The sequence below is a fragment of the Pseudomonas sp. GW821-FHT12A04 genome (genome assembly GCF_058807755.1).
In genome coordinates this window covers 166,198-179,936 of record NZ_JBXAQZ010000009.1, presented here as the reverse complement: position 1 = coordinate 179,936, position 13,739 = coordinate 166,198, and the positions used below count along the sequence as shown (strand labels likewise).

The 13,739-nt window shown below is 60.3% G+C and carries 16 protein-coding genes; 6 read left to right on the top strand and 10 right to left on the bottom strand.

All coding sequences use genetic code 11. The annotated features are described in order from the left end of the window. From cysB to AC1RS8_RS15975, 5 genes are all read right to left on the bottom strand, one after another. Entirely contained in the window at positions 1–975 is a 975-nt protein-coding gene (gene cysB / locus AC1RS8_RS15995) for an HTH-type transcriptional regulator CysB (protein WP_015094029.1), read from the bottom strand. Positions 976–1,088: 113 nt separating this feature from the next. After that, positions 1,089–1,592, bottom strand: coding sequence for a universal stress protein (locus AC1RS8_RS15990; protein WP_056727114.1), 504 nt, complete (start codon positions 1,590–1,592; stop codon positions 1,089–1,091). A 95-nt stretch (positions 1,593–1,687) separates the two neighbouring features. Beyond that, positions 1,688–2,593, bottom strand: a complete 906-nt coding sequence (locus AC1RS8_RS15985; protein WP_057713810.1) for a 5'-nucleotidase — start codon at positions 2,591–2,593, stop codon at positions 1,688–1,690. Between the two features lie 25 nt (positions 2,594–2,618). After that, positions 2,619–3,572 (bottom strand): putative 2-dehydropantoate 2-reductase, encoded by a 954-nt coding sequence (locus AC1RS8_RS15980; protein WP_057713809.1) that lies wholly within the window; start codon positions 3,570–3,572, stop codon positions 2,619–2,621. Next, positions 3,569–3,955, bottom strand: a complete 387-nt coding sequence (locus AC1RS8_RS15975; RefSeq protein ID WP_057713808.1) for a thioredoxin family protein — start codon at positions 3,953–3,955, stop codon at positions 3,569–3,571. The genes AC1RS8_RS15980 and AC1RS8_RS15975 overlap by 4 nt, the downstream gene beginning before the upstream one ends. Between AC1RS8_RS15975 and AC1RS8_RS15970 the strand changes: the two genes are divergently transcribed. Continuing rightward, positions 3,954–4,397 (top strand): PilZ domain-containing protein, encoded by a 444-nt coding sequence (locus AC1RS8_RS15970; protein ID WP_079246728.1) that lies wholly within the window; start codon positions 3,954–3,956, stop codon positions 4,395–4,397. The two genes, AC1RS8_RS15975 and AC1RS8_RS15970, sit on opposite strands and share 2 nt — an antisense overlap. A 187-nt stretch (positions 4,398–4,584) precedes the next feature. Next, positions 4,585–5,661: a 3-deoxy-7-phosphoheptulonate synthase gene (locus AC1RS8_RS15965; protein ID WP_007973561.1), complete on the top strand. Its 1,077-nt coding sequence runs from the start codon at positions 4,585–4,587 to the stop codon at positions 5,659–5,661. A gap of 86 nt (positions 5,662–5,747) precedes the next feature. Here AC1RS8_RS15965 and AC1RS8_RS15960 read toward each other — a convergent pair whose 3' ends face one another. Further along, positions 5,748–6,035, bottom strand: coding sequence for a GNAT family N-acetyltransferase (locus AC1RS8_RS15960; protein WP_008049058.1), 288 nt, complete (start codon positions 6,033–6,035; stop codon positions 5,748–5,750). Positions 6,036–6,675: 640 nt separating this feature from the next. Here AC1RS8_RS15960 and oprI point away from each other — a divergent pair. Next, a complete protein-coding gene (gene oprI, locus AC1RS8_RS15955) occupies positions 6,676–6,927 on the top strand; it encodes an outer membrane lipoprotei OprI (RefSeq protein WP_003199355.1) in 252 nt (83 codons plus the stop codon). Between the two features lie 123 nt (positions 6,928–7,050). On the opposite strand, the gene AC1RS8_RS15950 is transcribed toward oprI, so the two are convergent. The 3 genes from AC1RS8_RS15950 to AC1RS8_RS15940 form a co-directional block, all read right to left on the bottom strand. Next, positions 7,051–8,025: a L,D-transpeptidase family protein gene (locus tag AC1RS8_RS15950; RefSeq protein ID WP_057713807.1), complete on the bottom strand. Its 975-nt coding sequence runs from the start codon at positions 8,023–8,025 to the stop codon at positions 7,051–7,053. A gap of 474 nt (positions 8,026–8,499) precedes the next feature. Beyond that, complete coding sequence (locus tag AC1RS8_RS15945) at positions 8,500–8,793, bottom strand: hypothetical protein (protein WP_003226812.1); 294 nt, start codon at positions 8,791–8,793, stop codon at positions 8,500–8,502. Positions 8,794–8,849: 56 nt separating this feature from the next. Next, positions 8,850–9,455: an arylesterase gene (locus tag AC1RS8_RS15940; RefSeq protein ID WP_489339025.1), complete on the bottom strand. Its 606-nt coding sequence runs from the start codon at positions 9,453–9,455 to the stop codon at positions 8,850–8,852. A 10-nt stretch (positions 9,456–9,465) separates the two neighbouring features. On the opposite strand from AC1RS8_RS15940, the gene AC1RS8_RS15935 reads away from it, so the two are divergent. The 3 genes from AC1RS8_RS15935 to greB are packed head-to-tail and all read left to right on the top strand — an operon-like array spanning position 9,466 to position 13,185. Continuing rightward, entirely contained in the window at positions 9,466–10,149 is a 684-nt protein-coding gene (locus tag AC1RS8_RS15935) for an ABC transporter ATP-binding protein (RefSeq protein ID WP_046043370.1), read from the top strand. Further along, positions 10,149–12,653 (top strand): ABC transporter permease, encoded by a 2,505-nt coding sequence (locus tag AC1RS8_RS15930; protein WP_489339026.1) that lies wholly within the window; start codon positions 10,149–10,151, stop codon positions 12,651–12,653. Before AC1RS8_RS15935 ends, AC1RS8_RS15930 begins: the two co-directional genes overlap by 1 nt. A gap of 34 nt (positions 12,654–12,687) precedes the next feature. Further along, positions 12,688–13,185 carry a transcription elongation factor GreB gene (greB, locus tag AC1RS8_RS15925; protein WP_057713804.1) on the top strand — a complete coding sequence of 166 codons (498 nt, stop codon included), beginning with the start codon at positions 12,688–12,690 and terminating at the stop codon, positions 13,183–13,185. 3 nt (positions 13,186–13,188) lie between these two features. On the opposite strand, the gene AC1RS8_RS15920 is transcribed toward greB, so the two are convergent. After that, the gene (locus AC1RS8_RS15920; protein WP_057713803.1) at positions 13,189–13,497 is read right to left on the bottom strand and encodes a hypothetical protein; all 309 of its coding nucleotides are present in this window, start codon (positions 13,495–13,497) and stop codon (positions 13,189–13,191) included. Positions 13,498–13,739 lie beyond the last annotated feature (242 nt).

Genomic DNA, 13,739 nt, shown 5'->3' with positions numbered 1-13,739 from the left:
TCAGTGAACGGGTAGTTCGACGCCCTCGAACAGCTCTTCCAGTTCCTGCTTGTTGTGGCACTGAATGGCCTTGGCCATGACTTCGCGGGTCAGGTGCGGCGCGAACTTCTCGATGAAGTCGCACATGAAACCCCGCAGGAAGGTGCCGCGACGGAAGCCGATCTTGGTTACGCTGGACTCGAACAGTTCGCTGGCATCGAGTACCACCAGGTCGCTATCGAGCTTGGTGTCGACAGCCATTTTTGCCACGATGCCTACGCCCAGACCCAGGCGAACATAGGTCTTGATCACGTCGGCGTCGGCGGCGGTGAACACCACTTTCGGCGTCAGGCCGCGATGGCTGAAGGCTTCGTCGAGTTTCGAACGGCCGGTAAAACCGAACACGTACGTCACGATCGGGTATTCGGCCAGTGCTTCGAGGGTCAGTTTCGACAGTTTGGTCAGCGGGTGGCCCTGAGGCACGACCACGCAACGGTTCCAGCGGTAGCACGGCATCATCACCAGATCACCGAACAGCTCGAGCGCTTCGGTGGCAATGGCGAAATCCACGGTGCCGTCAGCGGCCATTTCGGCGATTTGCATCGGCGATCCCTGATGCATGTGCAGGGCCACGTCCGGGTATTGCTTGATGAAATTGCTGATTACCGGCGGCAACGCATAACGCGCCTGGGTATGAGTGGTGGCAATCGACAGGGTGCCTTTCTTCTCGTTGGAGAACTCCTGGGCGATCTGCTTGATGCTTTCAACCTTGCGCAGAATCTCGCCAGCGGTGGTGATGATGCGCTCACCGGCCGGGGTGACACGGGTCAGGTGCTTGCCGCTACGGGCAAAAACCTCGACGCCCAGTTCGTCTTCCAGCAGACGGATCTGCTTGCTGATGCCCGGTTGAGAGGTGTAAAGGCTTTGGGCTGTAGCGGAAACGTTGAGGTCGTGGTGCGCCACTTCCCAGATGTAGCGCAATTGTTGAAGCTTCATATGAATCCCTCAAAGCAGGTAGACGCCACGGGCATCAGCGACGGTATATAACTATATTAATGGCTCGAAGAATAAATCTAGAACTTTTTTATCAAATTGCCATTATTCGTGTTCTAGCGATCCCCTTGACGACGACGTTGCACCAGCGGCACCAGATAGACCGGCACCTTGGACAGTTGCAACACTCGGGCGGCGGTTCGCCCCAGAGGCGTTTCCGCACCAGCACCATGGCTGTGACTACCTACGATCAACAAATCCACGGAGAGTTTCTGCGCCTGGTCCAGAATCACCTGCGACGGATCGCCCTGCAGCACCCGTACTGCCTGAATCCGCTCCAGGTCGTGCTCCCCTTCATCCCCCAACTCCTCACGAAAACTGTCGAGCACCCGCTGCTCGATACTGGCAATCACCGTATTGAGGCCCTGGCTGTGAAACTCGTTCAGCGCCTGTTCATCGAGATAACTTTGCAGCACCGATTCGGCAAACAACCCCATGGGTTCAACCGCATGCACGACATACAAACTGGCATTGAAGGTCCTGGCCAGTTCCAGGGCATGCTGCATCACCACGGGCGCGTACAGACCAAGGTCAGTGGCATACAGCATCGAACGAATCATATGACCTCCTCGACTGCCAACATGGCGGAGATTTGATTCAGCTTAGCAGTGCCTTGGCGACTACGACGTCCCGCGCAACGCATTGAACGGTGGGCTTAAACCTTTTGCTCGTTGCTTATGCCATGGGGCACATGACCGGTGGCGACGACTTCTCGGGCCAACTCGCAGTGACCGGCCTGATCGTCGAAAAACACGTCGGCCGCGAAGGCTTCGAGAAAGGCCGACTTGGTCAGGCCGCCGAGGAACAGCGACTCGTCGAGACGGATGTCCCATTCGCGCAACGTGCGAATGACCCGCTCATGGGCCGGCGCCGATCGCGCCGTGACCAGCGCGGTACGGATCGGACAGGTGTCCTCCGGGAACTCACGCTGCAACAGGTTGAGGGCCGCGAGAAACCCTTTGAACGGCCCACCGCGCAACGGTTCGCGGGCGGCCTCACGCTCGCTGGCCTGGAACGCCTCCAGACCACCGGCCTGATAAACGCGTTCCGACTCATCGGAAAACAGTACCGCGTCTCCATCGAAGGCAATGCGTAACTCGTCGCTGGCCGCACGGCTGGCACCGCCCGACAGAATGGTCGCTGCCGCGAACCCGGCGTCCAGTGCATTGCGCACGTCTTCGGCGTGGGTCGAGAGAAACAGGTCGCAGCCAAAGGCCTTGAGGTAGGGATACGGACTGCGCCCACCGACAAAGGCCGCACGGGAAATGGCCAGTCCGTAGTGGTCAATCGAGTTGAACACCCGCAGCCCGGTGTCGGCGCTGTTACGCGACACCAGAATCACCTCGACCCGGGCGCGGCCGAGGCTGTTGTTGAGGTTCAGGAGTTTCTGCACCAACGGGAAGGCATCGCCGGGCTCGAGGATTTCGTCTTCGTGTTCGATCTGATATTGCCGGTAGGCCTCGACACCACTCGACAGGTAGACCTTGTGGCTTTCGCTCAGGTCGAACAGCGCCCGCGAAGAAATCGCCAGCACCAGCTTGTCGTCAATTGCCTTTGGCATGCCCTTCCCCCTCAGGTCGGTCGAATCAGGTATTGCGTCGATCAATGAAACTCAAACTGCGATACAAGGCCTCGATGCGTGGCATCTCACACCCGGCTGCCTTCGCCGCCGCCAAAGGCCGGGCGTAGATCGCGGCCAGTTCCAGCGGTCGCTTGTGCAAATAATCGTGGTACATGCTCGGCCAGTAGTCGGGCATCTTTTCGGTCACCATGAACAAATGCTCGGCATAGCCTGCCGGTACGTCGTGCCCGCAGGCAACAGCGCCTTGCACCACTTCAGCCATCAGCGCCTTGACCAGCTCGCGGCTGTCGGCATCGGCCATCAACGGTGTGGTGCTCGCCCCCAGCAAAACCGAGAGACCGTTGTAAGGGATATTCCAGACCAGTTTTTGCCAACGCGCCTGATGTAAATTCGCCATGGCCTGGGAATCGAGGCCGGCGCTGCGAAACAGCCCGACGCCCTCCTCGACAATTGCGCTGCGTGCCGGCCCATCGGCGGGACCGCTGTGATAACCCACATGGACCGCGCCCAGCGCCTGATGGGTAATGACACCCGGCGCCTCGCGATGGACGCAGATGTAGCAGAGCCCTCCAAGCACATGCAGCGAATCGGGGAGCAACGCGCGCAGGCTGTCTTCGACGTCCAGGCCGTTTTGCAACAGCAGTACCTTGGCGTTCGGTGCCGCCGCCTGCAGGATGGCAGGTGCCAGGTCGGCGTTGCTGGTGGTTTTCGCGCCCACCAGCAGCCAATCGCAAGGTGGCATGTCTTGCGCGTCCGAATAGGCCTGCACCGGGTTCAACGTCAGTACACCGTGGGGCGCGCTATCGACTCGCAAGCCATGCTCGGCCACCGCGGAGAACTCGCTGCGCAGCAGAAAATGCACATCAAAACCGGCACGTGCCAGCATCACCCCGTAGAAACCGCCGATTGCGCCGGTCCCGATAATGCCGATCGTCGGCTTGGCAACTGTCCCCATCATGGCAACTCCTCTGCTGTTCGACTCAGCGCCTGGTGCACGGCCCGATTGAGCTCGGTGCCGGTCAGGCGCGATTTCAGTGCTCCAAAGAATTCACCGTCGCGAACGACAAACAGCGCCGGCAAGTGAAAAACCTGATAACGCTCGACCACCCCGCCGTTGTTGCCGGCATCGATCCAGCACAGTCGATCGACTGCCAGGTCGAGTGTCGGCAATTGCTCGCGGGCAAAACGGCAACTGGCGCAGCCGACACTGGTGAAAATGACCAGCGATACACCGCTCATCGCCAGCAGCCGTTGGTCGGCGTCAAAATCGGTCAGTTCCAATTCGACCACTATACTGGGAGGAACAATGTCAGATGGCCGACACATGGAGTCTGTGTTCATGGGACGATTCATTCCTCACCCTGACGATGTGCCCGTCGAATTAACGTTGCTGAAACCTGAGTGTCTTTCGCGACGACAGCTGCACACTATCAGTCTCGGGGGCATGGCTTGCAATTATCACCGCGCGTGGCGTCACGGCACGGCGCTGGAGGTACGCATGCCGACCGTGAACCCGGACATGCGCTACCTGGGCTATGTCGCCTGGTGCCTGCGACGCAAGCGCGGTTATCTGGTAGGCATCGCTTTCGTCGATGAACAAACGCTGTTCAGCGCCCGGATGGGCGAACAGGTCTGCCAGATCGAACGCTACTGCCGCCTGCATGAGGCCCACGAAGACTTGCAGGACATCCAGGCCCTGGCCCTCGAATGGGTCCAGGAGCATGCCGACGAGTTCTCTCACGATTCGGTGCGCAAGGCTTTTGCGCAACCGGTGCTGGAATAGAGGCATTCTTGATCGGTTTGCCCCTCGCGGCAGGGAAACTGACTGCGAAACCCCACCAAACCGGCGTCTGCCCATTGTCGAGCCACGGTGTAACGCGCTAAGGTTCAGCTCCCCGACGCGCTTAATTTGCTGTGCTCCGCCGCGCGGGTTCGCTGGCGGCCGGCACCCGTGACCTGACGAGTAAACGATGGCTGATTTACCGATCAACGACCTAAACGTCGCCTCCAACGAGACACTGATCACTCCCGATCAGCTCAAGCGCGATATTCCCCTGAGCGACGCCGCACTGCGCACCGTCACCAAGGGCCGCGAAGTCATTCGCAACATTCTGGATGGCACCGACCATCGCCTGTTCGTCGTCATCGGGCCTTGCTCGATCCACGACATCAAGGCCGCCCACGAATATGCCGAGCGCCTGAAAGTTCTCGCCGCCGAAGTGTCCGATACCCTGTATCTGGTCATGCGCGTGTATTTCGAGAAGCCACGTACCACCGTCGGCTGGAAAGGCTTGATCAACGACCCGTACCTGGACGACTCGTTCAAGATCCAGGACGGCTTGCACATCGGTCGCCAGTTGCTGCTGGACCTGGCCGAAAAAGGCCTGCCGACCGCCACCGAAGCCCTCGACCCGATCTCCCCGCAATACTTGCAGGACCTGATCAGCTGGTCGGCCATCGGCGCGCGCACCACCGAATCCCAGACTCACCGTGAAATGGCCTCCGGGCTGTCCTCGGCCGTCGGCTTCAAGAACGGCACAGATGGCGGCCTGACCGTGGCGATCAACGCCCTGCAATCGGTTTCCAGCCCGCACCGCTTCCTGGGTATCAACCAGGAAGGTGGCGTGTCGATCGTGACCACCAAGGGCAATGCCTACGGTCACGTGGTGCTGCGCGGCGGCAACGGCAAACCGAACTACGATTCGGTCAGCGTTGCGCTCTGCGAGCAGGCGCTGAACAAGGCGAAGATCAAGCCGAACATCATGGTCGATTGCAGCCACGCCAACTCCAACAAGGATCCGGCCCTGCAACCGCTGGTGATGGAGAACGTCGCCAACCAGATCCTCGAAGGCAACAAGTCGATCATCGGCCTGATGGTTGAAAGCCACTTGAACTGGGGCGCCCAGGCGATCCCGAAAGACCTCGCCGACCTGCAATACGGCGTGTCGATCACCGACGCCTGCATCGACTGGACCGCGACCGAAAACACCTTGCGCAGCATGCATGCCAAGCTCAAGGATGTGCTGCCTAAACGCGATCGCAGCTGATCGCCTGTTTGGCGGCGCAAAAAGCACACACAAAAAAAACGCCGGGCTGGACCCGGCGTTTTTTTATGTGTTCGTTTTGTTGAAGGTCACTGACTCAGCTTGGCCGCATGCCGCTGGTGACGCTCCATGTAGCGCTCGACGTAGGAGCACGATGGAATGACGGTGTAGCCCATTTCGTCAGCGTACTCCAGCGCCCTCTCGGTCAAGGCTGCCGCAATACCGCGACCACGCAATGCGTTGGGCACGAAGGTGCGATAGATATCCAGGGTCTGTTTCCCCAGATCCATATAGGTCAGATAGGCACGATGACCGTCCACATTGGTCTCGAACTGATGACCAGCCTGGTCATGGTGGATGGACAACGCCTCGCTCATCACTACTCCTCGCGGGTCTGGAATTCCGACCCCTACCTTACCGATGTTTTTCCGGCGAAGGAACATCTACGCCACCCCGTGCCTGAGTGGGCACCGAGAAGAGCTGCACCGATCTCGCGCTACCGAGCACGTACAAATAGTAGGCACCATTGGCAGAAATGCTCAAGGTGCGCTCGTCATCGTGCGGGTTGGCGGGTGCTGCTCCGGATCACGCAGGATTGCGCTCGACCGAAGATCACTCCGGGTCGATAGCCTGAACATTGCCGGATGTTGAGACTTAAGACGAGCGCCCGCTGTTAAAGTCACCTGAACATCGAGAAAGATATTGGGAGGCGCTACGCAAAAGCCGAACAAAAGTGTAGACGAATCCATGTAGGCGGACTTTAGCCAGGCGGGAAAAAGAGCGGTGTGCCGAAGGAACTTTTTCTCTCCAGTTCGCTCAGCCACGGGCCTTGCAGCTGGATATTTTTTAAACAGTTCAGTTAAAAGTTGCTCGAAAAAGAATCAACGCCTACAATTTTTTTTGCTTCTTGCGTCACGTCAGTTTTACTTACTACAAGTAATGGGTAGTATGTACGCCGGCTCTTTCCTCAATCGGAGGAGATAGCTACTTAATAGAAAGTCCTTGAAGGGGAACACGATGAACAACGTTCTGAAATTCTCTGCTCTGGCTCTGGCCGCAGTTCTGGCTACCGGTTGCAGCAGCGCATCGAAAGAAACCGAAGCACGTCTGACCGCTACTGAAGACGCAGCTGCTCGCTCCCAGGCTCGTGCAGACGAAGCTTACCGTAAAGCTGATGAAGCTCTGGCTGCTGCTCAAAAAGCACAACAGACTGCTGACGAAGCTAACGAGCGTGCTCTGCGCATGCTGGACAAAGCTAGCCGCAAGTAATAATCCTTCGGGATTGTTATCAAGCCGACCCATTTTTTGGGTCGGCTTTTTTATTGCCTGGCGTTTCTCCAGGCAATAAAAAACCCGTCGACGCTGTCCGCGCCGACGGGCTCTTTGCCAGCGTTACTGCAGCGGGTCGATCGGCATGCTCGATACCATCGGTGCAACGCCGTTGCCCGGCACAGCGATCTCAACCGGCAGGCCGTCTTCAGCGGCGACCACATCACGCACCACATCCCAGTTCATACGCAGGTTGTTGGTGATGTCTTCACGCTTGAGCATCGCATTGATGACTGCGGTGTGCTTGTCGACCACCGACGGGTTGCCCTTGTCGTCCAGCGGCGTATGCGCCTCCAGATAGACCTTGCCGCCACTCAGACCAAACTTGTACGGGTCGTTGATGATCCGCACGGACGTTCCGACCGGTACCATGCCCGCCATTTCCAGCACGTTGTTGTTGAACATGCGGAAGCAACCGTGGCTGGTGCGCATGCCGATACCGAACTTCTTGTTCGAACCGTGGATCAGGTAGCCCGGTGTGCCCAGGGTGAACTTGAACGGCCCCAGCGGGTTGTCAGGGCCGGCCGGCACGACGTTGGGCAGCGGATCACCGTCTGCTGCGTGCTCGGCCTTGATCGAAGCCGGAGGCGTCCAGGTAGGGTTCGGTGTCTTGGCGGTGATGCTGGTGTGGGCAATCGGCGAGCCCCAGCCTTCACGACCGATACCCAGCGGGAACGTGTACACCACGTTCTTGCCTTTCGGGTAGTAATAGAGGCGGTACTCGGCCAGGTTGATCACGATGCCTTCACGCGGACCTGGTGGCAGGATGAAGCGAGTCGGCAGAATGATTTCCGTACCGGCGCCAGGCAACCAGGCATCGACACCCGGGTTGGCCGCGACCATTTCCGTGTAGCCCAGATCGTAGGCGGTACCAAGGTCGGCGAAGGTATCTTCGTACTTGGCCTTGATCACCTGCACCTGGCCGATGATGTCCTCACCGGGCGGTGGCAGGGGAAGCTCCAATGCTGCGACTGGACCGGCCACTAAGAGGGCGGCAAGAGTCAGGCAGCGGGTGACGGCAGGAAAGCGCGACAACATCCGGAAAATCCTATGCATGATCAACTGAGAGTATAAGAACGCGATTGTACACTGCAGTCCGTTATTTCGGGGAGATCGCCCGATTACAGGCAGTGCGGGCCGATTTTGCGATTATCTTCGATCCCGTGTAGGAGCGAGCTTGCTCGCGAAGGCTATAGGGCAGGCGGTGTGGATTTTTGAGGGTGAGGCGGCCTGCTGGCCGGGCCGATCACAACTGAACGCGTTTCCCTGTAGGAGCGAGCTTGCTCGCGAAAAACGCCAGGACAACGCGGGCATTCAGGCAGCACGCGTTATCGTTGACGTCCATCGCGAGCAAGCTCGCTCCTACAGAAGAGCAGAGCAACGGCAGGTCGGCGCACACCCGTGCTCTTCACCACTCAACAGGCCGAGCGCAACTGACCGGAGGGCAATGCGGCCGTTACCGCAGAAACGGATACACGCACAGTCGGCAAAAGGCTAACGCGCAATGACAGATCAAAGCTCAAACCGCAATTCCGGCCAGATCGGCGACGTCCCCCGCTTCTGCGACTCAAGAATGGCCCGGCACAACGAACACAGCCGCTGGTCCTGAAACACCCGGCGATCAACACTCGACCAGCGCGGTTGCGCCGGCAACAGACTGCCGCACAGTGTCCGGTCCGCCGAACCGCCCAACTCCAGCTGACGGGTCACCAGATGCACCCGCACTTCCTGGCAGGCGAACAGATCCAGCTGTTCGTCAGGCTCGATCAGTTGATAGGCAAATAGTGACCAGGCGGGACGCGGCATCGGGGGCTCCAAATCGGGGGCGCCACCTTAGCCGAAAGCCTGCTTCTAGAAAAGTGTCATAACAGCGGTTTTAGAGTAGGCCAGACATTTTCCAGCAACTTGTCCTGGGCCCCGGCCGCCGGGTGTATGCCGTCAGCCTGCATCAAGTCCGGATGGCCGCCTACGCCATCGAGGAAAAACGGCACCAGCGGGATCTTTTTCTCATCGGCCAGGTTGCTGTAGACCTCGGCGAACGCCTTGGTGTAACGCGCACCATAGTTGGGTGGCAATTGCATGCCGAGCAGCAACACCTTGGCACCGCTGGCCCGGGAGCTGTCGATCATCGAAGCAAGATTTTGTTGCAATTGAGTTGGCAGCATCCCGCGCAGACCATCATTGCCGCCCAGCTCGAGGATCACCAGTTCCGGTTTATGCTCTGCAAGCAGCGCGGGCAGGCGCGCCTGGCCTCCGGCACTGGTGTCGCCACTGATGGACGCATTGACCACTTTGTCGTCGAAACCTTCGTGCCTGAGCCGTTGCTCAAGCAGCGACACCCACCCCAGCCGGGTATCCAGCCCGAAACCGGCGCTGATACTATCGCCAACGATCAGGACTGTACCCGCCGCTGCGTTTTGGGCCATGCACATCAAGGCCAGGCCAGCACTCAAAAACCAGACACGCATCGGACTCTCCATGGGCGCAAGCATTCTCATCGCGAAGGACCTTAGCAAAGTGGTTCCCAGCGCGGAAGGTGAACTGACCATCCTGCACCAACTCAGCCTGGAACTGAACAAGGGCGACAGCCTGGCCATCGTCGGCGCTTCCGGCTCCGGCAAGTCCACCCTGCTGGGTCTGCTTGCCGGCCTCGACCTGCCGAGCAGCGGCGAAGTCACACTCGCCGGGCAAGGCCTGAGCAACCTCGATGAAGACCAGCGTGCGCGCATCCGCGCCGAGCACGTGGGTTTTGTCTTTCAATCGTTTCAGCTGCTCGACAGTCTCAATGCCCTGGAAAACGTCATGTTGCCACTGGAGCTCGATGGCCGCAAAGACGCCCGCGAACGCGCCACCCAATTGCTGCAACGGGTGGGACTGGGCCAACGCCTGACTCACTCGCCGCGCCAGCTCTCCGGAGGCGAGCAACAACGCGTGGCGATTGCCCGAGCGTTTGCCGCCGAGCCCGATGTGCTGTTCGCCGACGAACCGACCGGCAACCTCGACAGCCACACCGGCGAGCGCATCAGCGACTTGCTGTTCGAGCTCAACCAGGAGCGCGGCACGACCCTGGTGCTGGTGACTCACGATGAACGCCTGGCCCATCGCTGCCGGCGCCTGATCCGTCTTGAAGCCGGCCTGCTGGTCGCCCCTCTGGAGCCTTGATGGCACGCCTGCCGCTGTTGCGCCTGTTCAGTCTCGCCATCCGCCAATTGCTGCGCGATGCCCGCGCCGGTGAATTGCGCGTGTTGTTTTTCGCCTTGCTGGTGGCCGTGGCCGCCAGCACCGCCATCGGTTACTTTGGCGCGCGCCTGAACGGCGCCATGATGCTGCGCGCTACCGAATTCCTTGGTGCCGACCTGCTGCTCGAAGGCAGTTCGCCTGCGCACCCCGAACAGATAAGAAGCGGCACCGAACTGGGTCTGGAACACGCTCAAGTGGTGGAGTTCTCCAGCGTCATCGCCACCGACAACAGCATTCAGCTGTCCAGCATCAAGGCGGCCGATGACACCTACCCGCTACGCGGCGAATTGAAAAGCGCGCCCGCCCCCTTTGCCACGCAAATAGTCGGTGGCGGACCGCACCCCGGTGAAGCCTGGGTCGAGGCACGCCTGCTGACCGCCCTGGACCTGAAGATCGGCGACAGCATCGATGTCGGCATGAAAACCCTGAAACTGGCGCGGGTGCTGACTTACGAACCCGATCGCGCCGGCAATTTCTACAGCCTGACACCGCGGGTGCTGATCAACCTCGACGACCTTGCAGCCACCGGCGTGGTGCAGCCCGGCAGCAGGGTCAGCTATCGCGAATTATGGCGAGGCAGCGCTCAGGCACTCGAGACGTATCGGCAACTGATCAAACCGGGGCTTGCCGCCAACCAGCGCTTGCAGGACGCCCGCGACGGTAATCGACAGATCGGTGGCGCCCTGGGCAAAGCCGAACGCTACCTGAACATGGCCAGCCTGGTGGCGGTGTTACTGTCCGGCGTGGCGGTGGCGCTGTCGGCAACCCGCTTCGCCACCCGACGGTTCGATGCCAGTGCCTTGCTGCGCTGCCTCGGGCTGTCGCGCCGGGAAACCATGGTGCTGTTCAGCCTGCAACTGACTGTCCTCGGGCTGCTGGCCAGCATCAGCGGCGCCCTCCTCGGCTGGCTCGCACAGCTGGGGTTGTTTGCCCTGCTGCATGACTTGTTGCCGACCGACGTGCCTCCGGGCGGGCTGTTTCCGGCCATTGCCGGGATCGGTACCGGACTGGTGGCGTTGGCCGGATTCGCCTTGCCGCCACTGGCGGCTCTGGGTCGGGTTCCGCCATTGCGCGTGCTGCGCCGGGACATGCTGCCGATCCCTTCCAGCACCTGGATGGTCTACGGCGCAGCGCTGGGCGCCCTCGCCCTGATCATGTGGCGCCTGAGCCTGGACCTGGTGCTGACCTTTGCCCTGCTCGGCGGCGGCGTGATTGCAGCGTTGGTGCTGGGCGGCTTGTTGTTGCTGCTGTTGAAGAGCCTGCGGCGCATGCTTGCTCGTGCGTCCTTGCCCTGGCGCCTGGGACTGGGCCAACTGCTGCGTCACCCGCTCGCTGCCGCGGGCCAGTCCCTGGCGTTCGGCCTGATTCTGCTGTCAATGGCGCTGATTGCGCTGCTGCGCGGCGAGTTGCTGGACACCTGGCAGAACCAGCTGCCGAAAAACGCTCCAAACTACTTCGCGCTGAACATCCTGCCGGCGGACAAACAGGCCTTCACCGATCACCTGATCACCGTATCGGCGCAATCGGCACCGTTGTACCCGGTAGTGCCTGGACGCTTGATCAGCATCAACGGCGAGCCTGTACAGCAAATCGTCACCAAGGAATCGGCCGGGGACCGGGCGATCCAGCGCGACCTGAGCCTGACCTGGGCCGCGGACCTGCCGTCGGGCAACAAACTCACGGCCGGCAATTGGTGGAACCAACAGATGCCGGACGATGTTCCCGGCGTGTCGGTAGAAGGCAAGGTCGCCGAGAGTTTGAAAATAAAGCTCGGCGACCACCTGGTATTCAGCGTTGGCGGAGTCAATCGCGAGGCGAAGGTCACCAGCCTGCGGGAGATCAACTGGGACAACTTCCAGCCGAACTTCTTCATGATCTTCCAGCCCGGCACCCTCAAGGATCTGCCAGCGACCTACCTGACCAGTTTCTATCTGGCAGCGGGTCACGACCAACAGATTGTCGACCTGTCCCGCGCCTTCCCGGCGGTGACCATCCTGCAGGTCGAAGCCTTGCTGGAGCAACTGCGCAGCATCCTCGCCCAGGTGACCCTGGCGGTGGAGTACGTGTTGTTGTTCGTGTTGGCGGCGGGGATGGCGGTGCTGTTCTCCGGCCTGCAAGCGACGCTGGATGAACGCATTCGCCAGGGCGCGCTGTTGCGTGCGCTGGGGGCGGAGCGGCAATTGCTGGTCAAGGCCCGGCGTATCGAGTTCGGTTTGCTGGGCGCAGTCAGTGGCTTGCTGGCGGCACTGGGTTCGGAAGTGGTGAGCTGGGTGCTCTATCGCTACGCCTTTGACCTGCCGTGGCATCCACATCCATGGCTGTTGTTGCTCCCACTGGTGGGCGCCGTGCTCATTGGTGGTGCAGGGGTGTTCGGCACCCGTCGGGCATTGAACGCCAGCCCGCTGACAGTTCTGCGCGAGGGTTGATAGACTCCTGCCATCCTCACCACAAGAAGCTGTCATGAGCCGTTACCGCCCTCCCCGCACCGCTGGCACCGCGCTGATCACCCCCGAGGGTGAAGCGCGGATGCGCGCCGAGTTCCATGAGTTGTGGCATGTACGTCGACCCCAGGTTACCCAGGCTGTCAGCGAAGCCGCGGCCCAGGGTGATCGCTCGGAGAACGCCGAATACACCTATGGCAAAAAGATGCTGCGAGAGATCGACAGCCGCGTGCGTTTTCTCACCAAACGCCTGGAAGCGCTCAAGGTGGTCAGCGAAAAACCCAGCGATCCGAACAAGGTCTATTTCGGCGCCTGGGTCACGATCGAGGACGAGGATGGCAAAGAGTCGCGCTACCGCATTGTCGGGCCGGATGAACTGGACCTCAAACAGGGCCTGATCAGCATCGACTCGCCCCTCGCCCGCGCATTGATCGGCAAGGCACTGGACGCCGAAGTCCGGGTCCAGACACCGACGGGTGAGCAGTGCGTGTACATCGTGGCAATCGAGTACCCGTGAGCGTTAAAGCCGGGTAATCAGCCCCTGCCGGGCAACGCGGGTCAGTTGCCGAATCACTTCAGGCGCATCTTCGAGGCTGGGGGACTGAATCACTGCCAGATCGAAACTGTCGTTGGCGAAACGAGCGAGCGACTCACCGTCTTCGACAAACTGGATCAGGAAGGCAGCGGGACCGCCGGTACGACGTGGCCAGCCATCGAGATAACGCAAGAGCGTCGGCTGATGTTTGCCGCCAAGCAGGATTTTTGGATTGCGCTGGGTGAGATGTGCCGTGATCGGCGCGGGACGTACAACGGGGTTTAGTGCATTCATTGTGTCGTGTCTCTGCCTCAAAAGTCTGCATGGCAGGTGAGAGGCAACACCGAACCAGCGCTTTAGCGGTATTTCGAAGCCTGTTCCGGCTTCTATCGGCAACTGGATGAGTCACCTGGCGCCCCGCAAGTAGCTGTTTAAATCGGCGCATGAGCAACATCCTAGAGAAGCTGACTGGACAGTGTCAAGAATGACGCTCAACAAAAAAGGCCCGCACAATGCGGGCCTTTTCGTTGAACCAG

Excerpts from the sequence above, each read along its gene's own strand:
- AC1RS8_RS15985 (WP_057713810.1), bottom strand. The coding sequence starts at position 2,593 with ATGCCAAAGGCAATTGACGACAAGCTGGTGCTGGCGATTTCTTCGCGG.
- cysB (WP_015094029.1), bottom strand. The coding sequence starts at position 975 with ATGAAGCTTCAACAATTGCGCTACATCTGGGAAGTGGCGCACCACGAC.
- AC1RS8_RS15975 (WP_057713808.1), bottom strand. The coding sequence starts at position 3,955 with ATGAACACAGACTCCATGTGTCGGCCATCTGACATTGTTCCTCCCAGT.
- AC1RS8_RS15920 (WP_057713803.1), bottom strand. The coding sequence starts at position 13,497 with ATGAATGCACTAAACCCCGTTGTACGTCCCGCGCCGATCACGGCACAT.
- AC1RS8_RS15935 (WP_046043370.1), top strand. The coding sequence starts at position 9,466 with ATGGGCGCAAGCATTCTCATCGCGAAGGACCTTAGCAAAGTGGTTCCC.
- AC1RS8_RS15945 (WP_003226812.1), bottom strand. The coding sequence starts at position 8,793 with ATGCCGCGTCCCGCCTGGTCACTATTTGCCTATCAACTGATCGAGCCT.
- AC1RS8_RS15960 (WP_008049058.1), bottom strand. The coding sequence starts at position 6,035 with ATGAGCGAGGCGTTGTCCATCCACCATGACCAGGCTGGTCATCAGTTC.
- greB (WP_057713804.1), top strand. The coding sequence starts at position 12,688 with ATGAGCCGTTACCGCCCTCCCCGCACCGCTGGCACCGCGCTGATCACC.
- AC1RS8_RS15980 (WP_057713809.1), bottom strand. The coding sequence starts at position 3,572 with ATGATGGGGACAGTTGCCAAGCCGACGATCGGCATTATCGGGACCGGC.
- AC1RS8_RS15990 (WP_056727114.1), bottom strand. The coding sequence starts at position 1,592 with ATGATTCGTTCGATGCTGTATGCCACTGACCTTGGTCTGTACGCGCCC.
- AC1RS8_RS15970 (WP_079246728.1), top strand. The coding sequence starts at position 3,954 with ATGGGACGATTCATTCCTCACCCTGACGATGTGCCCGTCGAATTAACG.
- AC1RS8_RS15965 (WP_007973561.1), top strand. The coding sequence starts at position 4,585 with ATGGCTGATTTACCGATCAACGACCTAAACGTCGCCTCCAACGAGACA.
- oprI (WP_003199355.1), top strand. The coding sequence starts at position 6,676 with ATGAACAACGTTCTGAAATTCTCTGCTCTGGCTCTGGCCGCAGTTCTG.
- AC1RS8_RS15940 (WP_489339025.1), bottom strand. The coding sequence starts at position 9,455 with ATGCGTGTCTGGTTTTTGAGTGCTGGCCTGGCCTTGATGTGCATGGCC.
- AC1RS8_RS15950 (WP_057713807.1), bottom strand. The coding sequence starts at position 8,025 with ATGTTGTCGCGCTTTCCTGCCGTCACCCGCTGCCTGACTCTTGCCGCC.
- AC1RS8_RS15930 (WP_489339026.1), top strand. The coding sequence starts at position 10,149 with ATGGCACGCCTGCCGCTGTTGCGCCTGTTCAGTCTCGCCATCCGCCAA.